Annotated in this window: 19 protein-coding genes; 14 read left to right on the plus strand and 5 right to left on the minus strand. The window is 62.5% G+C overall.

Annotation, left to right across the window (positions count from 1 at the left end):
• Positions 1-8: 8 nt before the first annotated feature.
• Positions 9-3,428, plus strand: coding sequence for a DNA polymerase III subunit alpha (gene dnaE, locus LOC54_RS02495; RefSeq protein ID WP_279312261.1), 3,420 nt, complete (start codon positions 9-11; stop codon positions 3,426-3,428).
• Between the two features lie 73 nt (positions 3,429-3,501).
• Complete coding sequence (locus tag LOC54_RS02500) at positions 3,502-3,828, plus strand: hypothetical protein (RefSeq protein WP_279312242.1); 327 nt, start codon at positions 3,502-3,504, stop codon at positions 3,826-3,828.
• 38 nt (positions 3,829-3,866) lie between these two features.
• Here the strand turns inward: LOC54_RS02500 and LOC54_RS02505 are convergent, their stop codons facing one another.
• Both LOC54_RS02505 and LOC54_RS02510 read right to left on the minus strand, forming a co-directional pair.
• On the minus strand, positions 3,867-4,277 hold the full coding sequence (locus tag LOC54_RS02505; RefSeq protein ID WP_279312243.1) for a hypothetical protein: 411 nt from the start codon (positions 4,275-4,277) through the stop codon (positions 3,867-3,869).
• A gap of 95 nt (positions 4,278-4,372) precedes the next feature.
• Positions 4,373-6,232, minus strand: coding sequence for a hypothetical protein (locus LOC54_RS02510; protein ID WP_279312244.1), 1,860 nt, complete (start codon positions 6,230-6,232; stop codon positions 4,373-4,375).
• Positions 6,233-6,442: 210 nt separating this feature from the next.
• Between LOC54_RS02510 and dapF the strand changes: the two genes are divergently transcribed.
• The 4 genes from dapF to LOC54_RS02530 are packed head-to-tail and all read left to right on the plus strand — an operon-like array spanning position 6,443 to position 10,564.
• The gene (dapF, locus tag LOC54_RS02515) at positions 6,443-7,267 is read left to right on the plus strand and encodes a diaminopimelate epimerase (protein WP_279312245.1); all 825 of its coding nucleotides are present in this window, start codon (positions 6,443-6,445) and stop codon (positions 7,265-7,267) included.
• Entirely contained in the window at positions 7,264-8,511 is a 1,248-nt protein-coding gene (gene mtaB / locus LOC54_RS02520) for a tRNA (N(6)-L-threonylcarbamoyladenosine(37)-C(2))-methylthiotransferase MtaB (protein WP_279312246.1), read from the plus strand. Before dapF ends, mtaB begins: the two co-directional genes overlap by 4 nt.
• Before the next feature lie 5 nt (positions 8,512-8,516).
• Positions 8,517-9,479, plus strand: a complete 963-nt coding sequence (gene ftsY / locus LOC54_RS02525) for a signal recognition particle-docking protein FtsY (RefSeq protein ID WP_279312247.1) — start codon at positions 8,517-8,519, stop codon at positions 9,477-9,479.
• Positions 9,479-10,564, plus strand: a complete 1,086-nt coding sequence (locus LOC54_RS02530) for a glycosyltransferase family 61 protein (protein ID WP_279312248.1) — start codon at positions 9,479-9,481, stop codon at positions 10,562-10,564. The genes ftsY and LOC54_RS02530 overlap by 1 nt, the downstream gene beginning before the upstream one ends.
• A 32-nt stretch (positions 10,565-10,596) precedes the next feature.
• On the opposite strand, the gene LOC54_RS02535 is transcribed toward LOC54_RS02530, so the two are convergent.
• The 3 genes from LOC54_RS02535 to LOC54_RS02545 form a co-directional block, all read right to left on the minus strand.
• On the minus strand, positions 10,597-11,241 hold the full coding sequence (locus LOC54_RS02535; protein ID WP_279312249.1) for a 2OG-Fe(II) oxygenase: 645 nt from the start codon (positions 11,239-11,241) through the stop codon (positions 10,597-10,599).
• A gap of 93 nt (positions 11,242-11,334) precedes the next feature.
• A complete protein-coding gene (locus tag LOC54_RS02540; protein WP_279312250.1) occupies positions 11,335-12,225 on the minus strand; it encodes a prephenate dehydrogenase/arogenate dehydrogenase family protein in 891 nt (296 codons plus the stop codon).
• Positions 12,222-13,319, minus strand: coding sequence for a lysylphosphatidylglycerol synthase domain-containing protein (locus LOC54_RS02545; RefSeq protein WP_279312251.1), 1,098 nt, complete (start codon positions 13,317-13,319; stop codon positions 12,222-12,224). The genes LOC54_RS02540 and LOC54_RS02545 overlap by 4 nt, the downstream gene beginning before the upstream one ends.
• A gap of 370 nt (positions 13,320-13,689) precedes the next feature.
• Between LOC54_RS02545 and hpnA the strand changes: the two genes are divergently transcribed.
• From hpnA to LOC54_RS02585, 8 genes are all read left to right on the plus strand, one after another.
• Positions 13,690-14,700, plus strand: a complete 1,011-nt coding sequence (hpnA, locus tag LOC54_RS02550) for a hopanoid-associated sugar epimerase (protein WP_279312252.1) — start codon at positions 13,690-13,692, stop codon at positions 14,698-14,700.
• 109 nt (positions 14,701-14,809) lie between these two features.
• Positions 14,810-15,676 carry a squalene synthase HpnC gene (gene hpnC, locus LOC54_RS02555; RefSeq protein ID WP_279312253.1) on the plus strand — a complete coding sequence of 289 codons (867 nt, stop codon included), beginning with the start codon at positions 14,810-14,812 and terminating at the stop codon, positions 15,674-15,676.
• A 16-nt stretch (positions 15,677-15,692) separates the two neighbouring features.
• Positions 15,693-16,607, plus strand: a complete 915-nt coding sequence (gene hpnD / locus LOC54_RS02560) for a presqualene diphosphate synthase HpnD (protein WP_408740278.1) — start codon at positions 15,693-15,695, stop codon at positions 16,605-16,607.
• Positions 16,604-17,896: a hydroxysqualene dehydroxylase HpnE gene (hpnE, locus tag LOC54_RS02565; RefSeq protein WP_279312263.1), complete on the plus strand. Its 1,293-nt coding sequence runs from the start codon at positions 16,604-16,606 to the stop codon at positions 17,894-17,896. The genes hpnD and hpnE overlap by 4 nt, the downstream gene beginning before the upstream one ends.
• A gap of 42 nt (positions 17,897-17,938) precedes the next feature.
• A complete protein-coding gene (gene shc, locus LOC54_RS02570) occupies positions 17,939-19,900 on the plus strand; it encodes a squalene--hopene cyclase (RefSeq protein ID WP_279312254.1) in 1,962 nt (653 codons plus the stop codon).
• The gene (locus LOC54_RS02575) at positions 19,890-20,591 is read left to right on the plus strand and encodes a hypothetical protein (protein WP_279312255.1); all 702 of its coding nucleotides are present in this window, start codon (positions 19,890-19,892) and stop codon (positions 20,589-20,591) included. Before shc ends, LOC54_RS02575 begins: the two co-directional genes overlap by 11 nt.
• 85 nt (positions 20,592-20,676) lie before the next feature.
• Positions 20,677-23,214 (plus strand): glycosyltransferase family 2 protein, encoded by a 2,538-nt coding sequence (locus LOC54_RS02580; protein ID WP_279312256.1) that lies wholly within the window; start codon positions 20,677-20,679, stop codon positions 23,212-23,214.
• A gap of 169 nt (positions 23,215-23,383) precedes the next feature.
• Positions 23,384-23,554, plus strand: a complete 171-nt coding sequence (locus LOC54_RS02585; RefSeq protein ID WP_279312257.1) for a hypothetical protein — start codon at positions 23,384-23,386, stop codon at positions 23,552-23,554.
• Positions 23,555-23,625 lie beyond the last annotated feature (71 nt).

Here is a 23,625-nt window from a genome sequence, read left to right on the forward strand (position 1 = left end):
TGACCGGCATGTCACATGCCGGTTTTGTCCATCTTCGCGTTCATTCCGCCTATTCCCTGAGCCAGGGGGCGATCCGGGTTCCCGAGATTGCCGCTCTGGCCAGGGAGATGGCGATGCCTGCGGTCGGGATTGCGGATACGGGCAATCTGTTCGGTGCGCTGGAGTTTTCGCAGTATTGTTCCGGCAAGGGCATCCAGCCGCTGATCGGGTGTCAGATTGCCCTGCCGCCCCGGTCTGGTAAGCATGGCGCGCCGGCTGAGCCGGTTGTTCTGATTGCCCGTAATGAGACGGGTCTTCTCAATCTTCAGTATCTGTCTTCCGCGGGGTTTCTTGAGGCCAGCGGGGATGAGGCGACGGTTGCGGCGGAAATGATCGCGGCGCGGGCCGAGGGTCTGTTTCTGCTGACGGGCGGGACGCGCGGTCCGGTTTTCCGGATGATGGCGGACGGGCAGGAGGAGGAGGCCGGGCTGTTCCTGCGCATGATGCGCGATGCGTTTGGCGATTATATGGGGATGGAGCTCAACCGGCATGGTCTGCCGCAGGAGGCGGGGGTTGAGCCTGGTCTGATTGCTCTGGCGGATCGGTTTTCCCTTCCGCTTGTTGCGACGAATGAATGTTTTTTTCCGAAGCGTTCGATGCATGAGGCGCATGATGCGCTGATCTGTATCGCGCAGGGCTGCACGATGGCGGAGAAGGAGCGCTGGCGCGTATCTCCGGAGCAGTGGTTCAAGCCGCCGGAGATGATGCGCGAGCTGTTTTCCGATCTTCTGGATGCGTGTGACAATACGCTTGAGATTGCGCGTCTGTGTTCGGTGAAGGTTGAGACGCGCAGTCCTCTGCTTCCGGTCTGTCCCAAGGTGCGGGAGGGATCGACGGAGGATGAGACACTGCGGGCGATGGCGCGCGAGGGTCTGGCGCGGCGTCTGTCCGGCACGGGTATGGATGAGCAGACCCGCCGGACCTATGAGGAGCGTCTGGAGTTCGAGCTGGGTGTGATCTCCGATATGGGATTTCCCGGCTATTTCATGATCGTTGCCGACTTCATCCAGTGGGCGAAGGCACACGATATTCCGGTGGGTCCGGGGCGTGGATCGGGTGCGGGGTCTCTGGCTGCCTGGGCGCTGACGATTACGGATATTGATCCTCTGCCGTTCAATCTTCTGTTCGAGCGGTTTCTGAATCCTGAGCGTGTGTCGATGCCGGACTTCGATATCGATTTCTGTCAGGACCGCCGGGACGAGGTGATTTCCTATGTCCGCAATGAGTATGGCGCCGATCGTGTGGCGCAGATCATCACCTTCGGAAAGCTGCAGGCGCGGGCTGCGGTGCGTGATACCGGGCGTGTTCTGGGTCTGCCGTACGGGATGGTCAATCGTGTTGCAGAGCTGATCCCGAACAATCCGGCGAATCCGGTGACCCTGCGGCAGGCGATCGAGGGGGAGGAGAAGCTTCAGGAGATGCGTGACGGGGACGAGGCCCTGCGTCGTCTTCTGGAGATTGCGCAGGAGCTTGAGGGTCTGTTCCGTCATGCCTCGACCCATGCGGCGGGTGTCGTGATCGGGGACCGGGATCTGCGGGAGCTTGTTCCACTTTATCGCGATCCGAAGAGCGACATGCTTGTCACTCAGTACAACATGAAGTTTGTCGAGCAGGCGGGGCTGGTGAAGTTTGACTTCCTCGGTCTGACGACGCTGACGATTCTCAAGAGAGGTGTGAATTTCCTGCGGCAGCTCGGGACGGAGGTGGATCTTTCTGCGATACCGCTCGATGATTCCCGGACCTATGAGATGCTCTCGCGCGGGGATACGGCGGGTGTGTTCCAGTTCGAAGGCGCGGGCATGAAGGATGTCCTGCGTCAGATGCGTCCGACGCGTCTTGAGGACCTGATTGCGGCGGTTGCACTTTACCGGCCGGGTCCGATGGCGAATATTCCTGATTACTGCAGGAGAAAGCACGGGGAGGCGTGGGCGCCTCCGCATGAGGAGATCCGCGATATCCTGGAAGAGACCTATGGTATCATGGTCTATCAGGAACAGGTGATGCAGATCGCCCAGAAGATGGCGGGGTACAGTCTGGGCGGGGCTGATCTTCTCCGGCGTGCGATGGGCAAGAAGATCCGTGCGGAGATGGACAAGCAGCGCGAGATTTTCACGAAAGGAGCCACGGGTCGGGGTATTCCGCAGGAGAAGGCTGTTGAGGTTTTTGACCTCATGGCGAAATTTGCTGATTACGGCTTTAATAAATCTCATGCTGCGGCTTATGCGCTGGTTTCGTATCAGACGGCCTGGATGAAGGCCAATCATCCGGTTCCGTTTCTTGCGGCCTGTATGTCTCTGGCGCGGGAGAGGACGGACAAGCTGGCGTCCCTGCGGCAGGAGGCGGAGCGCATGGGGATTGCGGTTCTGCCGCCCGACATCAACCGTTCGGGGCCTGACTTTACGGTGGAGACGGATGCGGAAGGGGTTCTGTGCATCCGTTATGCGCTTGCGGCGGTCAAGAAGGTTGGTCTTTCCGCGATGGAGGCTCTGGTTGCCTGTCGCGGGGATGAGCCGTTTAAGGATCTGGCGGATTTTGCGAGCCGGGCTGATCCGAAGATGCTCAACAAGATGCAGATTGAGAATCTGGCGAAGGCCGGGGCATTTGATTCCATGGAGCCGAACCGGGCCAGGGTTTTTCTTTCGGTTGAGGCTCTGCTGCGCCGGGCGCAGTTGCGGGCGCAGGAGGAGGCGAGTGGTCAGATCGGTCTGTTCGGCGGACCTGCGCGTCCGGAGCCTTTAAAGCTGTCTGATGATCCTGACTGGCCGGATTTCGAGAAGCTTGGGTATGAGGCGGAGGCGATCGGGTTTCATATGACGGCGCATCCTCTGGATGCGTATCGTGTGACGCTGCGTCGTTTTGGTGTGACGCCGATGTCCCGTCTGGCTCAGGTGGCTGAGGCGGGTGTGACCCGTGTGAAGATTGCGGGTTGTGTGATCGATCGCAAGGAGCGTCCGACGCGCAGTGGCAGCAAGATGGCGTGGCTGAGGATGTCCGATGCGTCGGGTTCATGCGAGGTGACGCTGTTTTCCGAGGTTCTCGGGCGGGTGCGTGAGATGCTGGTTGCGGGGCGTCCGGTTCTTGTGACGGCGGATCTGAAGCTTGAGGGCGAGGCTTTGCGGATCACGGCGACGGATCTTGCCGATCTGGAGCAGATGGCGGGGCAGAGCGGCGGGGAGATGCGGATCTGGCTCGATAATGCGTCTGCTGTCGAGCGGATTGCGGCCATGCTGGAGGAACAGCGGGGCGGGGCGGGTCAGGTTGTTCTTCTGCCGTCGGTGGATGAGGTGTGTAATGTTGAGGTCCGGCTGCGTGGCCGGTATCGCATCAGTCCGGTTCTGACCCAGGCGATAAAAACCGTGCGAGGTGTTGTCCGGGCCGAGCAGGTATAGGTGAAATAATAGTTGGAAAAACAACTATTGGTTGTATAATGGGGATGAAACACACTTCGCGGAAAAACGTGCCATGCAGGTCAACACTGTAAAGAATGCTGCTTCGGGCAGCGATCCTACTGAAGCGGTCGGGAAAAAAACGGCTTCGGATATCGCTCCGGTTTCTGACGGGGATGCTTCTGAGCAGGAATCCCGTGATACTCAGGCGCAGGGGCTTCAGGTGAAGACGTGGTCTTCCGAGGCGCCGGTTGTGAATCCGGTTCAGCGGATTGATCCTGCGCTGGGCATTCTCGTGACGGAAGTTTACGGGATGGACGGCACGGTTCAGTCTCAGGTGCCGACGGCTGAGGCGCTTCGTGAGTATCAGCTTTTCGGTACGGCGAACGGGCAGAAGATCTGAGGGTTCAGATCCTTCTGTTGCGTACCGGCTGACACGTTTTACATCGAGCGTGCGGCGAGAGCGGAGACGGTTGCGCCGGCAGCGGCGACGGCCATGAGCAGGATTCCGTCAAAGATCAGTCCGGACGGCGTGAGTGTATGTCCGCTGAGGATGATCTGCTGCGGGATGACGCCGGCGATATGGGAGACGGCATCGCTGGCCTGCGGATCGATTGTTGCGGCACTTCCTGAGGCTGCGGAGATCAGATGCGGCAGCAGTGACCAGCCGATCCCTGCGATCAGCAGGAGCGGGGCGAGCAGTTCAGCGAGCTGCTGTGCGATATAGAACAGGAAATAGACAACGGCCCAGATGATGGTTCCGATCCGGAACTGGCCGGAGAGGCTGTTCCCTGATGAAGTCCGGCGCGGGAGGCGCCAGTCCGTTGTTCCCGGGGATGACCTGTTATCCATAGAGCCCTGTGACCATGTTTTCTGCGGCAAGGTTGGACTGGCGTAACGCTCCGGCGCGCGAAAAGCAATCTTCCTTTCGAGGCCGTGGCCGGAGATTACTGGAATGGCAGGTAGCGGAAGTCGAGGAAGAGCTGGCTGACATCGGCGGAGGGGTGTCCGCCGACGGCTTCCCAGGTGTCGCGGCGGGACCATGCGAGCTGCACGCCGACTTCTGCGGTGCCATATTTGCCTTTGAGGAAGCGCCACCATGCGCCTGCTGTGGCTTCCGTGACGGCGCGTGTATTGGCGGCGCAGGGCAGGGAGGACAGCTCGATATTACAGCCCGTGTTGTTGTACATCGGGTTGCCGTAGCCGTAGTCTGATCCGTTCTGTGAGAAGTAGCGGCGTCCTGCGCGCTGGGTTCCGAAATATCCGTAGACATCGAAGGCTGAGGTCGGGTGTGCGATCAGCCCTGCGGTGGCCTGTACGGAGAGGACGGGCACGGGTTGTCCGTTCCGGCCGATGGCGGCGTCGGGCAGCATGACCGATCCGTAGCGTCCGATCCCGGTTCCGACCAGGCCGGCGAGGCGCATTTCCAGCAGATGCGGGACGAGGGGCAGGACGGCGGATCCGCCGCCGCCGCCGGCCACGACGGTGTGGCTGTTGCCGCCTCCGGTCCAGGAGACGCGGTCATGCGGGAAGTGGAGGATGCCTTCGAGTTCGTAATGGCCCCATTTCGGGTCCCAGGCGATTTTTCCGATGACGTCGGGGGCGGCTTCGCTGGAGAAGAGGGCGTTGTTGGTCAGGCCCGTTCCGTCTTTTCCGATGGTTGCGACTCGCCCGCCGGGGAGGACGAACTGCCCATCATTGCCGTTATATGTTGAGAAGCCCGTGGTGTCGTAAAGCGTCTGCGGGTTTTCGATCGACAGTCCGAGCCACAGCCGGTGTTTGAAGAAGTCCTTGACCATGCGGATCTGCCACTGGCGGGCCCAGGTCTGTCCGGCGAGCATGGAGGATTCGATGGTTTCCGGCAGGCTTTCCTGACGGGGCGTGATGCCGATGCGGTTTGGCGTCAGCATGCTCCAAGCCTGTCCGGCGAGGAAGTGGAAGTTCAGCTCGCTGTTGTCGTAGGCCATATAGGCCTGGCGGAGACGGAAGGCGTAGCTGTTGCTTTCATAGGCGTCGGTGGTGGCGGCACCGGCTCCGAAGTCCATTTCGAAGAAGCCGGAGACGGTGGAAACCTTGTCGATGTTTCCGCGCGCCATAAGCGAGATGCGGCTGTAGCGCGCGCCGCCTTCGAAGCTGTGGGTGTGGTAGTGCGGGCTGTTTTTGAGCGGCAGGGCGCTCCAGTAGTTGAATGTGCCGGTTGCGGTCTGCCGGTTCTGATAGACTGCCGAGGCATCGATGAAGCCGCCCAGGGCGATGGTGACGGGTCCGAGGTGGAACACGCCGTGATCGCCGACCGCGCCGCTGAGCTGTGCGCCCACGGTTTCGCGCGCGTGGGGGCCGACCTGGTTTTCGGCCATATGCGCGATGATGTCTTCGGCTCTGTGGCCGATGACGAGGTCTTTTTCCGGCACGTCGCGGAAGGAGGGTTCGGGTTCGGGCTCTGATGAGACGCGGTGGCCCGGTGTTCCGGGTTCGGCGTCCGCGGTCATGAGCTCCGGCTCCTCACCATGGCTGCGGGTGCGGGCCTCGATCTGTCTGCGATGTGACGGGGTGAGGGCGTCTCCGTGGTGTCCGCTTGCTGCTTTTGCTCTGCGGACGGCCAGCTGCTTCTGCATGCCGACGAGGGCTTTCGTAAGCTTTGCCTGTTCTTCCTGAATGTGAGCGATCTGGCGTTCCATCACTTCCAGCGAATCCGTCTCGTCATCCGCGCGGGCGGGATGCGCCATGAGGACTGTGCCGGACAGCAGGCAGGAGCCCAGGGCTGTGAGGCTTCTGGCGCCCTGGCGTGCGGAGATGGAAAAAGGCATAGGCGGACGGACTTTCGGAGCAGGGAAAGGTTTTTGTCTGATTAGTGACGAAGTATTTCAATGTGAGCATGGAATGCAATGCTGCCAGACCCGGAATGATTTTAATGCCTGCGAGTTTGCTGGCAATATGCTTTTCCGGTCACAGTCCGCCAGGGGCTGATCAACCTTTTCTCGCTTCCGGCTGCAACATCTCCTATATACGCAGCTCTTATGCGTATTGCTTTTCACAAGATGAACGGTCTGGGGAATGACTTTGTCATCGTGGACGAGCGTGTCTCGTCTGCGGGGCTGTCCGTGTCTAGGATCACGGCTCTGGCGGACCGGCGGCGCGGGATCGGCTGTGATCAGCTTGTCGTGCTTGGTGCGCCGTCCGGTCCGGATCATCATGTTCATGTCCGGTTTTTCAATCCTGATGGCAGTGAGGCCGGGGCGTGCGGCAATGCGTCGCGCTGCGTTGCCTGGCTGATTGCGTGCGAGACGGGTCTGCGCGAGGTGGTTCTGCGGACGCGGGCGGGTCTGCTGGCGGCGGTTGTCGAGAGCCGGGATTCGGTGACGGTGGATATGGGGGTGCCTGATCTGTCGTGGCACGGGGTGCCTCTGTCGCGGGAGGCGGACACGCTGTGTCTGCCGCTTCCGGGCGGCCCGGCGGCTTTGTCGATGGGTAATCCGCATGCGACGTTTTTTGTCGATGATCTGTCTGAGGATCTGCCCGATGCGGCGTCCGGTGCGGCTCTGGAGAGTGATCCTCTGTTTCCGGAGCGGGCGAATATCGGATTTGCGCGGATTCTTGCGCCTGATCTGATGCGTCTGCGGGTCTGGGAGCGCGGGGCCGGGTTTACGCTGGCCTGCGGGTCCGGGGCCTGTGCGGCTGTGGTTAATGCGGCGCGGCGTGGTCTGGGGACGCGGCGGATGCGTGTTGTGGCGGATGGCGGAGAGATGGTGATTGACTGGGGGGAGGACGGGCGTGTCCGGATGACCGGTCCCGTGGCGCTTTCGTTTACCGGTGAGGCTGAATCCGCGGATTATCCGCAATGACGAAGCCTGACATCATGACATTCGGCTGCAGGCTCAATACCTATGAGAGTGAGGTGATGCGCGGGCATGCGGCGGGTCTGGAGAATGTGATCATCGTCAACACCTGTGCGGTGACGGGGGAGGCGGAGCGTCAGGCGCGTCAGGCCATCCGCCGGGCGCATCGGGAGCGTCCGGAGGCGCGGATTGTCGTGACCGGCTGCGCGGCCCAGATCGATCCGGACCGCTGGGGGGCGCTGCCGGGTGTGGTGCGGGTTGTGGGCAATGAGGACAAGCTGAGGGCGGAGAGCTGGACGGCTTCGGCTCTGGGTTCGGGCGATGCCGTGTCGGACATCATGGCGGCGCGGGAGACGGTTCCGCAGCTTGTGACGGAGTTTGCCGGGCGCACGCGGGCGTTTGTTCAGGTGCAGCAGGGCTGTGATCACCGCTGCACGTTCTGCATCATTCCGTTTGGCCGCGGTCCGTCGCGTTCGGTGCCGGTCGGGGCGGTTGTCGAGCAGGTCCGGACGCTGCTTGCGGGGGGGTATCGCGAGATTGTCCTGACCGGAGTGGATATCACGTCCTGGGGGAGTGATCTGCCGGGAGAGCCGCGTCTGGGTCAGCTGTGCCGCAGGCTTCTGGCTCTGGTTCCTGATCTGGAGCGTCTGCGTCTGTCGTCGGTCGATCCTGTGGAGATCGATGAGGATATCTGGCGGCTTCTGGAGAGCGAGCCGCGTTTCATGCCGTATCTGCATCTTTCCCTGCAGGCGGGATCGGATATGATTCTCAAGCGGATGAAGCGGCGTCATCTGACATCCGATGCGCGTGACGTGATCCTGCGGGCGCGGGGTCTGCGTTCTGACATCGGGATCGGTGCGGATGTGATTGCGGGATTTCCGACCGAGGATGACGGCCTGTTTTCCGAGACGCTGGATTTCGTGACGGAGATGCGGCTGCCCTATCTTCATGTGTTTCCGTACAGCGTGCGTCCGGGGACACCTGCGGCGCGGATGCCGGCCGTTCCCGTTGCAGAGCGAAAGCGGCGTGCGGCGTGTCTGCGTCAGGCGGGAGATGTGGCGGCGCGGGGGTATTATGAGACGCTTGTCGGGCGGGAGATGGATGTTCTGATGGAGACGTCCGTGTCCGGTCATTCGGAGACATTTGCGCCCGTGCGTCTGCCGGAGGGCGGCGTTGCGGAGGCGGGCCGGATCGTGCGGATGCGTGCGGTTTCGGCTGATGCGGGCGGTCTGACAGCGGAGAGGGTATAGCGGCGATGGCACTCGGATTTTTTTCCCGTCTGAAACAGGGTCTGGCGCGGTCTTCCCAGAAGCTGGGGGCGGTGTTTACCGGCGGGCGGAAGCTGGATGATGCGGCTCTGGAGGAGCTGGAGGATCATCTGATCTCGGCTGATCTCGGTCCGGCTCTGGCGGAGCGCGTGATCACGCGGTTCCGCAGCACGCGGTTCGGGACGGAAGTGACGGATGAGGAGATCCGCGAGGCTCTGGCGACGGAGATCGCGCGGGTTCTGGAGCCGGTTGCGGTTCCGTTTGAGCCTGATCCGGCGTTAAAGCCGCATGTTGTCCTGATGGTTGGCGTGAACGGGACGGGCAAGACGACCTCTATTGGCAAGCTTGCGCGGTTTTTCGGCGAGCAGGGACGCAAGGTCATTATGGTGGCCGGGGATACGTTCCGTGCCGCGGCTGTCGAGCAGCTTCAGATATGGGGTGAGCGGACCGGTGCTCCGGTCGTGACCGGCAAGCCCGGCGGGGATGCGGCGGGTCTGGCCTTTGAGGGCCTCAGGCGCGGCAAGGCCGAGGGAGCTGATCTGCTTTTAGTGGATACGGCGGGGCGTCTGCACAACAAGGGCGCGCTGATGGAGGAGCTTGCGAAGATCATCCGTGTGATGCGCAAGTTTGACGAGACCGCGCCTCATTCGGTCATTCTGGTTCTGGATGCGACGACCGGGCAGAACGCGATCGAGCAGGTCCGTGTTTTCAGTGAGATGGTCAATGTTTCGGGTCTGATTGTGACGAAGCTGGACGGGTCTGCGCGGGGCGGGATTGTCGTGGCTCTGGCCGATCAGTTCGGTCTGCCGGTTTATGCTGTCGGTGTGGGTGAGAAGGCGGAGGATCTGCGTCCGTTTTCCGCGACGGAGTTTGCGCGGGATCTGGTCGGCGGGGCTGTTGTCGGCGGGACGGTTGAGGTTGCGGAGGAGCCTGCTCCGGGTCCGGCGTGATGCTGCGTTCCGTTGCGGCTCTGCTGCGTCGCGTCCGGGGTGATGCGCCGCTTTTGCGGGATGTGGCGGTTCAGTCCGAGCTGATCGAGCAGTGCGTGTCCGAGGTGATGGTTCCGCCGCCGGGGCTGAGTGCACCGGAGCGCAATCCCTATATTGCGTGGCGCAGCCTGCCTGCGGAGCTGCGGCGGTGGCGTCTGCGGCGGGTTGTTCTGGACCGGGAGCTGATGGTGCAGATGCATCGGGGGCGGGCGCTGCGTGAGACGTCCTATCTTCAGCCCGAGGAGGCTGTTACGGCGCTGCGGCCTGATCCCTCCCGTCTGCGGGCGGGGCCTCCGGGGCTGTCGGTTCTCGGGTTCGATCACTGGGATGCGAATTACTACCACTGGCTGATGCACGGGGCGGTGCCTCTGGCTCTGAACAGCTGCCGTCCGGCGGGGGAGCGGGGGCGTCCGGTTGTGCCGCGTCGGGTTCCGATGGTTGAGGATACGCTGGCTCTGCTGGGTGTTTCCCCGGATGAGGCTTTTGTTGCCGGGCGGGAGTTTCAGTATGATTTCCCGCTCCTTGATTACTATGACTACACCCGCGGCAAGGCGAATTTTGCGATATCGCGCACGGTGCAGGGGGCACTGGAGACGCTTGCGGCGGGGGTTGTGCCGGGAGATGTGCGGCGGGTTTATATTGACCGGCGGGGCGGCGGAAACCGTGCCCTGTGCAATGAGGGGGATCTGATTGCGCGGCTTGAGGGGCGCGGATTTGCGGCCGTGCGGACGGAGGCGCTGACGCTTCCGCAGCAGATCGCGCTGTTTCGGGGGGCGGAGTTTGTCGTGGCGCTGCACGGGGCGGGGCTGACGAATATCGGGTTCTGTCGTCCGGGCAGTTTTGTGTATGAGCTGCTGCCTTCGCATTATACCAATCCGTGTTTCGTGCGGATGGCGATGCAGGCGGGTCTGTCTTACTGGTCGGATGTGTTTGACAGCGGGCAGGAGTCACGGACGCATTATGCGCCCTGGGTCAGTCCGGTGGATGTTGAGGCCGTGATCCGGCGGGTTGATGAGATTGACCGGCTGCGGGCCGGGGGCGGCTGACCTGTCGGGTGCTGCCTGATCCGTGATGCGTTTTATCTGAGGAATGGCAGGCGTTTTGCGAGGGCCGAGAGGTGGTGGCGGCGCATTTCGTGGCGCGCGCGCGCGTCAGTGGCCATGTAGTTGAGCTGGATCGTATAGCGCGGGCCGACATAGCGGCGGTGTCCGTGCCAGGTGTCCGGGCTGTTGGGAAAGACCAGGAGCGTTCCGTTTACGGGGGGGATTTCGGCGGCGTAGTCCTCGATATCGTCCGGGCCTCGGAGCAGGCGGAGGCAGCCTTCCTTTCTGCTGAAGGCATCTGATTCCGGGTTGAGATAGAGCAGGATGGTGACGCGTTTGGAGATGGAATCCCGGTGGATGCGTCCGTCCTTTTCCCGGGTGCGTCCGCGGATCGTTAGCATGGTGGGGGCGTCTGTCAGGTCGAGGCTGAATTTTGCGGCGATGATGTCCCGCAGTGTCTCGCCTCTGAGCTGCGCCACGAGGTCTGCGACCAGCGGGTTGAGCGTGAGGGATTCGGGGGGCCAGGAGCCTCCGGCGGAGATATCCGGCATGGAGACGAACAGGGCTCTGAGATCGTCAGGGCGGATGAAATGTTCCACGACGACATGCGGGAACGGGTCTGTGGCGACCGGGGTGTTCCGCAGTGCGGTGTAATCCGGCTGAACTGTCTGGGCGCACATGTCCGGTGGTCCTGATTTCTGCGTTATGTCCGGGTTTTTGCGGTGCAGTATAGGGCAGGAAGGCCGGGCGGATAAGGGGCTGTGTCTGTTGTGTCAGACCTGCCGGTTTTCGATCAGGCTGCGGCGGATGGCCCGGCTGCGTTCGATGCGGTTCACGATATAGTCTGAGTCGCTCCAGCGGATGGCGCGGGCCATGGCCTGGGCGTCTTCCATGAAGCGGGCGAGCATTTCCAGCACGGCCTCGCGGTTCGAGAGGAAGATGTCGCGCCACATGGTCGGGTCCGATGCGGCGATACGTGTGAAATCCCGGAAGCCGGAGGCGGCGAAATCCAGCACCTCGGAGCGGGTTTCGTCCGCGAGATCGTCGGCCGTGCCGCAGATGGTGAAGGCCAGCAGATGCGGCAGGTGGCTGACGATGGCGCAGACCTTGTCGTGGTGCTGCGGGGTCATCAGGCGTGTGCGGGCGCCGCAGCGTTCCCACAGGCTGATGATTTTCCCGATATCCGTCTCCGGGGTTCCGGGCAGGGGGGTGAGCAGGGACCAGCGGTTTTCGAACAGGGTGGCGAAACCGGCATCCGGTCCGGAATATTCCGTTCCGGCCATCGGGTGTGCGGGGATGAAGCTGATATCGGGGCGCAGTGCCGGGGTGACGGCGTCGATGACCGAGACTTTTGTCGAGCCCGTGTCGGTCAGGATCGCGCCGGGTTTCATGACGGGCAGGATCTCTGCCGCGACGGGGCCGATCGCGCCGACGGGGACGCTGAGCATGACGCAGTCGGAGCGGCTGGCGGCGTCGCGGGCGTCTGCCGTGACTTCATCGGCGATGCCGAGCTGCTCCACGCGCTCGCGGAAAGCGGGGTTGATGTCCACGGCGATCAGTCTGCGGGCGAGTGTTCCGGTTCTGCGGGCGCTGTGCAGGACGGAGGCGCCGATCAGTCCGGGGCCGATGACGGTGAGGGTGTCGAACAGGGGTTCCGTGCTCATGACACCTGTTCCGGGGATCTGTCGGGTTCTGCGGGGCTGTAATCCGGCTCTCCGGCGGGGGAGATGCGGGCCGGTCCGGGGCGTGCGGTCTGTGTCCGTGTGTTCTGCCTGCGGAGGGCGCGCATTTCGAGAATCTGCCAGCCGATGAGGACGGGAATGCCGATGCTCAGCTCCCTGGCCCGGCGGAGGAGGGAGAGCGCGACGCAGGTTGCGGTTTCGATGCCGAACAGGCTTCCGAGCAGTGTGTAGGCGCCTTCCTGGACGCCGAGGCTGGCGGGAACGAAGAAGGAGGCGGACATGATTCCGCAGGTGACGCCTTCGATGGCGACGGCCTGCGGGAAGCTGATATGGACGTGCAGCAGGATGCAGGTGATCTGGAGCACGGCGGCGCTGGCGATCCAGCCGAGGAGATGCACGGCGGCGGCGGCGGCGATGCGGGGTGTTCTTGCCCAGGCGGCTTCGAGGCGGTTCTGTATTTCTCCGGCGCTGTCTGCGATATCGCTGCTCCACTGACCGGCGATGTGCCGTCCGAAGAAGCGTGCGAGGCGGCTGACGGCCGAGCCGCCGTGATGCTGTGTCCAGATGAATCCGGCGACGCCGAGGGCGAGCACTGCGGCTCCGGCGGCGACCGGCCCTGCGAGCCGGTGGTCCGTTGTGTGTGACATCAGGAGCAGGACGGCGAGGATGATGAAGGCGATCTGCCCCATCACCTCGGTCGTGATATCCACGATGTTCAGGGTTGTGGCTTCTGTCAGATCGATGGCAGGTTTTGTCTCGTCAGCAGAAGGGCGGCGGCAGGTTGCGCGGGTTCCGATGACCATGCCGCCGAGCTGTGAGAAGGGCAGGCAGGCTCCGGCGGCGTCGCGCACCATACGGGCGCCGGTGAGATGCAGCCAGGAGATTTCGGGGAAGGCGACGTGCCAGGCGAGGCCGAGAATGGTGTCGACGACGAGCTGACAGAGGATGGTGATCAGAAAGCCGCCGGGTCCGATTCCGCTGACGGCCGCGAGGACGGAGCCAAATCCGCTCCACGCGACGACGGCGGTCAGTCCTGCGATACCGAGCAGGGCGAGAAGGATTGTCAGGGATCTCATGAGATACGGCTGACTGGAAGGGCTGTGCCGCGCGGTTCAGGTAGCATCTGGCGTTCCGTGGCGGCGGGGGCGCGGGGACCTGCGGAAGAACCGGGGTCCGTCCGTCCGGCCGGAGGTGACGGAGGCACCGGCGGGTCAGGCCGCCGGGCGGGAATGAGGCGATCCCATACACGACCGTGCCGGGTTTCACCAGTCCTGCCCGGTTCTGCCTGATCCGGGTGTCGGCTCCGGAGGTTTGTGCCGGGGGACTGCTTCGGGGAGTTGCTCCGGGGGATTGCCCGAGGCGGGAGGCTGTGGAAGATGGGGGCGTGATACGGTTTCGTGGCGACAGTTCTGCGGGCCGGGTTCTGCTGCGGGGAGACCGTCTGTCTTGAGTGCACCTGTTCTTGTTACCGGCGCGACCGGTTTTGTCGGCTCTGCCGTGGCCCGCAGGCTGGCGGCGCGGGGGTTTCCGCTGCGTCTTATGGTACGCGAGGGCAGCGACCGGCGGAATCTTGCCGGGCTGGATGCGGAGCTTGTGGAGGGCGATCTGTCGCGTCCGGGCAGTTTTGCGCGGGCTGTGAAGGGGTGCCGTTACGTCTTTCATGTGGCGGCGGATTATCGTCTGTGGGTGCCTGATCCCGCGCCGATGATGGCGATCAATGTGGACGGCACGCGGCAGCTGATGATTGCGGCGCAGGAGGCGGGGGTCGAGCGGATCGTGTACTGCTCTTCCGTTGCGGCTCTGGGGCTGATCGGGGATGGGACGGTGTCTTCGGAGGAGACGCCGGTTCATGAGCATTCGGTGATTGGTATTTACAAGAAATCCAAATACCGGGCGGAGCAGGCCGTTCTTGCGCTGGTGCGTGATCGCGGGCTTCCGGCCGTGATTGTCAATCCGTCCACGCCGGTCGGGCCGCGGGACATCCGGCCGACGCCGACGGGGCAGATGATTCTCGACTGTGCGGGCGGGCGGATGCCGGCTTTTGTCGATACGGGCCTGAATGTCGTGCATGTGGATGATGTGGCTGAGGGGCATCTTCTGGCGCTGGAGAAGGGCCGGATCGGGCGGAAATATATTCTTGGCGGTGAGAATATTCTTCTGGGCGATCTGTTTGAGATGGTTGCGGGGATTGCCGGGGTGAAGGCGCCGGGGATCCGTCTGTCTCAGTCCGTGCTGTGGCCTGTTGCGACAGCGTCCGAGTTTCTGTCCAGGAAGTTCGGCATTGAGCCGCGGGTGACCCGTGAGATGCTGGCGATGTCGAAGAAGAAGATGTTCTTTTCCTCTGACCGGGCGGTCAGCGAGTTTGGCTATGCGCCGCGTCCGGCGCGCGATGCGGTGCGTGATGCGGTGGACTGGTTCCGGGAGGCGGGAATGCTGCGTCCGGGCCGGGCGAGGTAGGCAGAATGGTTTTCAGGGTGTAAACCACGCCGCCATGTCTTTCTCTTCCTCTGTATCAGGGGTTTCGCCTCAGGCGGTGTCCTCTTCGGTTCCGGGCACGGATTCTGCCATGCGGGATGATCCGTGGGGGCGTGAGGACGTGTCTACGGGCAAGGGCGAGGGGGATGAGAATTTCCCGGTCGGGTCCGTTCTCTTTACAAGGCGTCTGCGTGCGGATGTCAGTGCGTATTATGATTTCGCGCGGGCCAGCGACGATATTTCGGACAGTGAGCGTCTGACGCCGGATGCGAAGGTTGCGCGTCTGGATGCGATGGAGGCGGTGCTGCGCGGGGCGCTCGAGGCTCCGGCGGGTCGTGCGGATGCGCGGTCTGCGGTCCGGCTGCGGGAGTCCTTTCTGCGCAGCGGGATGCCGTTTGAAGTTGCGACGGATCTTCTGATCGCGTTCCGGCAGGATGCGCGTAAGGTGCGTTATGACTCATGGGACGATCTGCTCGGGTATTGCCGGAATTCGGCGAATCCCGTGGGGCGTTTCCTGCTGATCCTGCACGGGGAGGATGCGCGGAGTTTCGGTCCGTCCGATGCGCTGTGCACGTCGCTGCAGATTCTCAATCATATTCAGGACTGCAGGGGCGATCTTGAGCGTCTTGACCGGTGTTATGTGCCTCTGGATATGCTGAAGGCGCATGGCGCATCGGTGGATGATCTGCGCGGGTCTGCGGAGACGGCCGGTCTGCGGCGGGTTTTTTCGGATATGCTGGACCGGGTTGATGATCTGAATCGGGAGGCGTCTGCTCTGGTTCCGCTGGTCCGCGACCGGCGGATGAGGATGTATTGCGGGGCCGTGGTACGTCTGGCGCATCTGCTGGCCGCGCGTCTGCGGCGTGGTGATCCGGTGGCCGGGCGGGTGTCGCTCAGCCGTGCGGATTTCGTGCGTGGGTTTGTGTCGGCTCTTCGTGCGGCTGTCCGTGGTGTCTGACAGGGGAGAGGTATTTGTGAAGCTTCAGGCTGTTCTGGATCGCTGTCTTTCCCGCGGGGCGGGAGCGGATCGTGATGAACCGGCGCTTCCGGGCTGTGATTCTGCGGATATTGCGGCTGTCGGACGTATTGTCCGCGAGGCGGGGACCTCGTTTGCGGCCGGGATGAAGGTTCTGGAGCCGTCGCGCCGGTATGGCATGTATGCGGTTTATGCCTTCTGCCGGATGGTGGATGACATTGCGGACGGTGATGCCGGGGTGTCTGATCCTGTTGCGGCGCTGCAGGAGTGGAAGGCGCGGATTGCGCGTCTTTATGACGATCAGCCGCAGGATGCGCTCGACCGTGTGCTGCATGCGGCGATCCGTTCCTTCGGGCTGCGTCAGGCGGATTTCGATGCGGTGATCGAGGGGATGGAGACGGATGCGTCGGGTCCGGTCGTGGCACCGGATGAGGCGGCGTTCGATCTGTACTGTGACCGTGTGGCGTCGGCTGTCGGGCGGCTTTCGGTGCGTGTGTTCGGAGACAGTTCGCCGGATGCGGACATCGTGGCGTATCATCTGGGGCGCGCGCTGCAGATCACGAATATTCTGCGTGATATTGCGGCGGATGCGAAGCTCGGGCGGCTTTATCTTCCGGGGCCGCTTCTGGCGCGGTTCAGCGTTGATCCCGATCCGTCGAAGATCTGCATTGCCGCAGGGCTGCCGGGTGTGAGCGCCATTCTGGCCACCCGTGCGAAGGATCATTTCCGCCGGGCGTTTGAGGCCATGGGGCGGTGTTCTCGCCGGACGATGCTGCCTGCGCGTCTGATGGGCGGGCGGTATCTGGCGGTTCTTCTGGCGCTGGAGAAGCGGGGCTGGGACATGCCGCTCATTCCCGTGAAAGTTTCGCGCGAGCAGACGATGCTTGGCGTGGTCCGCACGTTTCTGGGCTGATGGGTCACGTTCATATCATCGGCGGGGGTATGGCCGGGCTGGCCGCCGCCGTTGAGGTTGCGGGCAGCGGGCAGCGCGTGACGCTGTATGAGGCCGGTCCGGCCTGTGGCGGCCGGGCGCGGTCTTATGAGGACCGGCGTCTGGGGTGCCGGATCGATAACGGCAATCATCTCCTTCTGAGCGCGAATGATGCGGTTTTCCGCTATCTCGGGCTGACCGGTGCGCTGGGAACCATGACGGGTCCGGAGCGGCCGGTGTTTCCGTTTGCCGATCTTGCCGATGATCTGTCCTGGACGCTGCGGCTTTCGGGCGGGGTTCTGCCGCTGTGGGTGCTGTCCCGCGGGCGTCGTGTGCCGGGGATGCGGATCGGGGAGCTTCTCAGTCTGCGGAATCTGCTGCGTGCGGGTCCGGAGGCGACGGTTGAGGAGTGCCTGATCCCAGGGGCGCTGAGCCGGCGTCTGCTCGATCCTTTTTCCGTATCGGCTCTGAATACGCCGTCGTGCACGGCGAGTGCGCAGCTTCTGGGCAATGTGATCCGGGAGTCTCTGGCGCGGGGCGGGGCAGCCTGTCTGCCGCGTTATCCTGCGGAAGGAATGTCCGAAAGTCTTGTTGATCCGGCTGTGGCGCATCTGTCGGTCATGAAGGCGGAGGTCCGGACGGGCGCGCGCCTGAGCTGGCTTGAGGTGACTGACGGATCTGTGACGGCTCTGCTGTTCGGGGGAGAGAGGATCGTGACGGGGCCGGAGGATTCGGTGATCCTTGCGGTGACGGCGCCGGTCGCGACGGATATTCTGACGCCGCATCTGCCGCGGTTTCAGGCGCCTGATGAGTTTGAGAGTATTTTTAACGCGCATTACCGGCTGGAGCGGGCTCCGGAGCCTGTGGGAGCGCTGCGTGAGGCCGGGTTCATGGGCGTGATCGGCGGGATTACGGAGTGGATCTGGGTCCGCAGGGATATTGTTTCCGTGACGGTCAGTGCCGCGAATCGCTATGCGCATCGCGACCCGGAGGAGCTGGGTGATCGCATCTGGGATGAGGTGCGGCGGGCGCTGGACCCGCATCTGCGGGTGCCTCTGCCTCCGGGCATGCCGCCCAGGCGTCTGGTGCGGGAGAAGCGTGCGACTTTTGCGGCGACGTCGGAGCAGGAGCGGCGGCGGCCGGGTGCGAGGACCGGGCTGCGGAATCTGGCGCTGGCCGGAGACTGGACGGCCACGGGTTTGCCCTGCACGATCGAAGGTGCGATGAGGTCCGGCGCGGAGGCTGTTCGCGTGCTCGGGCTGCGCGCGTGACCGCAATCATGAGAGATCAGAGAAGGACCAGGGACGTACACGATGTCTGAGGCACAGGCTGCGACAGAAGCTCCGGCAAGGGAGGATCTCGACCGTGTGGTCCGCAATGCGCATGCGGCGCTGGCCGGGAAGCAGAATGAGGACGGGCACTGGGTGTTCGAGCTTGAGGCGGATGTCTCGATCCCGGCTGAGTATGTTCTTCTGGAGCATTATCTGGACCGGATCGACGATGCGCTTCAGGCCCGGATCGGGGTCTATCTGCGCCGGACGCAGGCTGATCACGGGGGCTGGCCGCTTTATACTGACGGCGGGTTCAGCCTGTCTTCCACGGTCAAGGCCTATTACGCTCTGAAATGTATTGGTGATGATCCGGATGCGCCGCATATGCGGCGTGCGCGTGAGGCGGTTCTGGCGCATGGCGGGGCCGAGCGGTCCAACGTGTTCACGCGGTTTCAGCTTGCGCTGTTCGGGGAGGTTCCCTGGCGTGCGATGCCTGTCATGCCGGTGGAACTGATGCTTCTGCCGCGCTCGGCGTTTTTTTCCATCTGGAACATGTCCTACTGGTCCCGTGCGGTGATTGCGCCCCTGCTTGTGCTGGCGGCGAAGAAGCCTGTGGCGATCAATCCGCGCGGGATTCATGTGCAGGAGCTGTTTGTCACGCCGCCGGACCGGGTCCGGGACTGGATCAGGGGGCCTTATCGTTCGGTCTGGGGGCGGATGTTCACGTGGCTGGACAAGGGCCTGCGTCCGGCGCTGAAGCTGGTTCCGGGACGTGTGCATGAAAAGGCGCTTCGTGCGGCGGTGGATTATATCGAGCCGCGGCTGAACGGTGTTGACGGTCTTGGCGCGATTTATCCGGCGATGGCGAATGTCGTGATGATGTATCGCGTGCTTGGCGTGCCGGACAGCGATCCGCGGGCCTTGACGGCGTGGAAGGCCGTCAAGGGTCTGCTGGTTGTGAAGGATGACGAGGTTTACTGCCAGCCCTGCTTCTCTCCGATCTGGGATACGGGGCTGGCGGCTCATGCCATGCTGGAGGCGGCATCCGGTCCGGACGGGATCGAGCCGCAGAAGACGAAGGCGGATCTGGAGCGTGCGGCGGCCTGGCTGAAGGAGCGTCAGGTTCTTGACGTGAAGGGGGACTGGGCCGTCAACGCGCCGGATGTCGAGCCGGGCGGCTGGGCCTTCCAGTACCGCAACGATCATTATCCGGATGTGGATGACACGGCTGTCGTGGCGATGATGCTGCATCGCGAGGGGAATCCGGAGCATGCGGAGGCGATTGAGCGTGCGCGGCGGTGGATTATCGGGATGCAGAGTTCCTGCGGCGGTTGGGGTGCGTTTGACATCGACAATAACAAGGAACTCCTGAACCATATTCCGTTTGCGGATCACGGGGCCCTGCTCGATCCGCCGACTGCGGATGTGACGGCGCGGTGTGTGTCTTTCCTTGCCCAGCTGAAGAATCCCGGGGATGAGGATGTGATTGCCCGGGCGATCGACTATCTGCGTAAGGATCAGGAGAAGGACGGTTCCTGGTTCGGGCGCTGGGGAACGAACTATATTTATGGCACCTGGTCCGTGCTGTGTGCGTTCAATGCGGCGGGTGTTTCCCGGGATGATCCTGCGGTTGTCCGTGCGGTTGAGTGGCTGCGGTCGGTTCAGCGTGAGGATGGCGGCTGGGGTGAGGACTGCGCCAGCTATGAGGGTGAGCCGGGGGGGCAGTATAAGGAGAGCCTGCCGTCCCAGACGGCTTGGGCGACGCTGGGCCTGATGGCGGCCGGGCGTCGGGATGATCCAGCTGTCGCGCGTGGGATGTCCTGGCTTATGGCCCGGCAGAAGGAAGACGGTGAGTGGGATGAGCGCTCGTTCAATGCCGTGGGATTCCCGAAGGTTTTCTATCTCCGCTATCACGGATACCGGCAGTTTTTCCCGCTTCTGGCGCTGGCGCGGTATCGGAATCTTGAGAGCAGCAACACACGGCAGGTGGCTTTTGGTTTCTGATCTGCCTGCGTGTACTCCGGCGGGCTCCGCTCTTTCCGGGGCTGGATTTCTTGTCGGGCTGAAGGATGAGGCACGTCTTCTGCGGCGTGTTTTTCCTGATGTTCCTGTTGCGATCAGCGGGGCGACCACTGAGGGGGCGGTTCGCGGGGCGGAGCGGCTGATCCTTTCGGGGGTGCGTTCTCTCGTGTCGTTCGGTCTCGCCGGAGGGCTGGATGCATCCTGTCCGGTCGGGACGATTGTCATTCCGCACCGGGTTCATGCACGCGGGAGCGTGTATGTCTGTGCTGAGTCGCTGCGTGCGTCCCTGGGGGCGGATGTTCCGGGCGTGTGGTCCGGTGATCTGCTGCACAGTGATACCGTTGTGATGACGGCTGTGGAGAAGGCGGATCTGGCGGCGCGCAGCGGCTGTGGGGCTGTTGATATGGAAAGCGGCATTCTGGCGCAGGCGGCTGAGAAGGCCGGTCTGCCTTTTGCCGTGTTGCGGGTTGTGTGTGATCCGGCGGAGCGGGATCTGCCGGATGCGGCGCGGTATGCGCTGTCTCCCGAGGGGGGGGTTCAGTGGGGCGGGATGTTGCGGAGTCTGCTGCGGCACCCGCTGCAGATTTCCGCTTTGACCGGTCTCGGGGCTGAGTCCGCGCGAGCACGCAGTAAGATGCGGGTATTTCTGGAGCAGATCTGCGGTCGTGACTGAGGTCGGGTTCCGGCTTTTAAGTATTTCCGGCTAAAGTCTTTTCCGAAAAAAATATGACCGGTTGTTTTTCGGGAGAGAAGAAACGGTGCCAGCGTCTGAAGCTCTGAGTCCGGTACAGCGGAAAAGCCGTTATGCGGGGATTTTCCACACGCTCGATGGCTGCGAGGCCAGAGGCTGGGTATGTGATCTGTCTGCTCCCGAGCGGCCGGTTCAGATTCATGTCCTGATTGATCACCAGCAGGTGGCGACGCTGACCTGTGATGTCGAGCGTGAGGATATCCGGCACAGGCTCGGGGTGTCGTCCGGGCGTCTGGGATTTCGTTTTCTGATACCTGAGGCCTTTATTGACGGGCAGGTGCATGTTCTGGGGTTCCGGCTGCCGGACCGCTCCGTTCTGCCGGTCATGTTTACGGAAAAACCGGGTGAGGCGGGGGAGGAGTGCAGGTTCCGCCTGAACTCGGGATATCAGTTCATCTCCTGTCTTGATGATGTGGCCGGGGGGCGTCTGCGGGGCTGGGTGCAGCGGCGTGATCCGTTTACGGGCGAGCTGTCCGGGGGATGCACGGTTCTGATCAGTATGGACGATGCGCCCCTGATGCAGGCGAAGGCCGATCGTTATCGCGGGGATGTTGCGGGGGTTGTCGGCGGGGATCCGGAATGCGGGTTCGAGGCGACGATTCCGCGTCATCTGCGGCGGAGCGGGGAGGTGGAGCTTCGTGTGACCGTTCTGCCGGAGGGGCGTGATCTGGAGGGCAGTCCGCTGACGGTGTCGATGCTCGATGACCGGACGGAAGAGGCTCTGGTTCAGCTTTCGGAGACGGTGGACGCGCTTTACAGGGAAATTGCCACGCTCAGGACGCAGATGAACTCGCTGCTGCGTCCCAGGGGTTATGATCTCGGCGGGTATGACCGCTGGGCGCGGGCGTATTATGCGCAGCTCAGGGTGCGTGTGGCAGAGCGCAGGGAGCTTCGGGCATCTGCGGCGGGACGGCGCCGGAAAGCGCCGCTTGTGAGCATTATATGTCCGGTTTACAGGCCGCTGATGTCGGATTTCGTTGCGGCGGTGGAGTCGGTTCTTGCACAGACATGGCAGAACTGGGAGCTGATCATTGTTGATGACGGTGCGAAATCACCTGAGGTTTCCGAAAAAATTTCTGAGTATTGCAGGGCGGACAGGCGGATACGGGCTGTTACGCTGCGTCGGAATAAAGGAATTTCCGGTGCCACGAATGCGGGTCTGAAAGAGGTCCGGGGCGACTGGGTTGCTTTTTTCGATCATGACGATCTCCTGGTGGATGTGGCGATCGAGACGATGCTTCAGCATGCTGAGGGGACGTCTGCCCGGGTTCTTTATTCGGATGAGGACAAGATTGATGCGGACGGGATTTTTTCCGAGCCCAATCTGAAGCCTGATTTTGACTATCGCTATCTTCTCGGGTGCAATTACGTCTGTCATCTGACCATGGTGCGGACGGATACGCTTGCGCAGGCCGGTGAGCTGCGGACGAAGTATGACGGGGCTCAGGATCATGATCTTCTGCTGCGTCTGACGGAGATCGTTCCGGCTTCCGGGATTCTGCACGTTCCGGAAATTCTCTATCACTGGCGTAAGACTCCGAACTCGACGGCCGTGACGATTGAGAACAAGGAGTATGCGGTCGAGGCGGGTGTCAGTTGTGTCAGGGACCATCTGAAACGGCGGAAGAAGCCTGCGGAGATCGGATCTGTTCTGGGAATGACGCTGTATTCCGTGCGCTGGCTCCGGACGCGTCAGCCGAAGGTGTCTGTCATCATTCCGTTCAGGGATCAGCCGGAGGTGACGCAGGAGTGCCTGCGGCGTCTGCTGACCCTGACGGACTATCCGGATTTTGAGGTTATCCTTGTCGATAACTGGTCTGTTGAGCCGTCGACGCAGAGCATGCTCCGGTCTGCGTGCAGGGATTCTCGCGTGCGCGTTCTGCGTGCGGAGGAGGAGTTCAATTTCTCAAGGCTGAACAACCGGGCTGCGGAGCAGAGTGACGCTGATTATTTCTTCTTTATGAATAATGATCTGTTCGTGGAGGATGAGAGCTGGCTCAGCCGGATCGTGTCGGAGGCGGAGGCCGGTGACAGGGTGGCGGCTGTGGGCGGGAAATATCTCTATCCCAACGGCAGGGTTCAGCATGTGGGGGTTGCGGTCGGTCCGGAGGCGATTGCGGTTCATGTTCATAAGGGTCTGCCGGGGGACCAGAGCGGCTATGTCGGTCATGCGATTCTGACGCATGAGGTGACGGCTGTGACGGGTGCAGGCATGCTGGTCCGTGCGGAGGCGTTCCGGGCTGTTGGCGGGTTTGATGAGGAGAATCTGCGGGTTGCCTATAATGATGTCGATCTGTGCCTGAAGCTGAGGAGTGCGGACTGGAAGATCATTCAGTGCAACGAGTTTGTTGCGACGCATCATGAGAGCCTGTCGCGGGGCAGCGACGATCAGCAGATGCATGAGGCGCGGTTTTTCGGAGAATCGCAGTATATGCGGGAAAAATGGGCGGAGAGCCGGTTTTTCGCGCGTGATCCGGCGTATTCCCGTTTTTTCAGCATCGGGAAACTGCCTTATCACGACCTGAGAGATCCGCTTTCTCTGTGAAGCGTATCTTCCTTGCGGGACACCCGCATTTTTAACTGCCTGGTAATGTCATCGGATTAGTCTGAGGCGGGCTGCAGAAGTGCCTCCTCTGGTGATTTTACAGGAAGAACTTTAGAAAAATGCGTGATTATCCGGTTCCCGGCCGGGAGGCTCAGATCGTATGAGAAATATGGCTGAGAGCCTCCGGTCCCTCGGACTGCCGCGTCTTGCTGCCCTGGTTGCTGTTGCTGTCAGTGTGCTGGCCGGTCTGGTGGTTTTTTCCTTTCATGATTTCCAGGGGCCTATGGCGCTGCTTTACCGGGATCTCGATGCCCGGGAGGCCGGTCAGATCGTAGGGTAATCTCCCCATTTTTAATGGGGCGTTGAATGAGAATTCAGGCAGCTGTTTTTAGTTTCTGGGCGGGTGTGAAC

This window comes from Acetobacter sp. AN02 (assembly GCF_029759835.1).
GTDB lineage: Bacteria > Pseudomonadota > Alphaproteobacteria > Acetobacterales > Acetobacteraceae > Acetobacter.

Coding starts and splice junctions, on each gene's coding strand:
- dnaE (WP_279312261.1), top strand. CDS start 9: ATGTCACATGCCGGTTTTGTCCATCTTCGCGTTCATTCCGCCTATTCC.
- LOC54_RS02500 (WP_279312242.1), top strand. CDS start 3,502: ATGCAGGTCAACACTGTAAAGAATGCTGCTTCGGGCAGCGATCCTACT.
- LOC54_RS02505 (WP_279312243.1), bottom strand. CDS start 4,277: ATGGATAACAGGTCATCCCCGGGAACAACGGACTGGCGCCTCCCGCGC.
- LOC54_RS02510 (WP_279312244.1), bottom strand. CDS start 6,232: ATGCCTTTTTCCATCTCCGCACGCCAGGGCGCCAGAAGCCTCACAGCC.
- dapF (WP_279312245.1), top strand. CDS start 6,443: ATGCGTATTGCTTTTCACAAGATGAACGGTCTGGGGAATGACTTTGTC.
- mtaB (WP_279312246.1), top strand. CDS start 7,264: ATGACGAAGCCTGACATCATGACATTCGGCTGCAGGCTCAATACCTAT.
- ftsY (WP_279312247.1), top strand. CDS start 8,517: ATGGCACTCGGATTTTTTTCCCGTCTGAAACAGGGTCTGGCGCGGTCT.
- LOC54_RS02530 (WP_279312248.1), top strand. CDS start 9,479: ATGCTGCGTTCCGTTGCGGCTCTGCTGCGTCGCGTCCGGGGTGATGCG.
- LOC54_RS02535 (WP_279312249.1), bottom strand. CDS start 11,241: ATGTGCGCCCAGACAGTTCAGCCGGATTACACCGCACTGCGGAACACC.
- LOC54_RS02540 (WP_279312250.1), bottom strand. CDS start 12,225: ATGAGCACGGAACCCCTGTTCGACACCCTCACCGTCATCGGCCCCGGA.
- LOC54_RS02545 (WP_279312251.1), bottom strand. CDS start 13,319: ATGAGATCCCTGACAATCCTTCTCGCCCTGCTCGGTATCGCAGGACTG.
- hpnC (WP_279312253.1), top strand. CDS start 14,810: ATGCGGGATGATCCGTGGGGGCGTGAGGACGTGTCTACGGGCAAGGGC.
- shc (WP_279312254.1), top strand. CDS start 17,939: ATGTCTGAGGCACAGGCTGCGACAGAAGCTCCGGCAAGGGAGGATCTC.
- LOC54_RS02585 (WP_279312257.1), top strand. CDS start 23,384: ATGGCTGAGAGCCTCCGGTCCCTCGGACTGCCGCGTCTTGCTGCCCTG.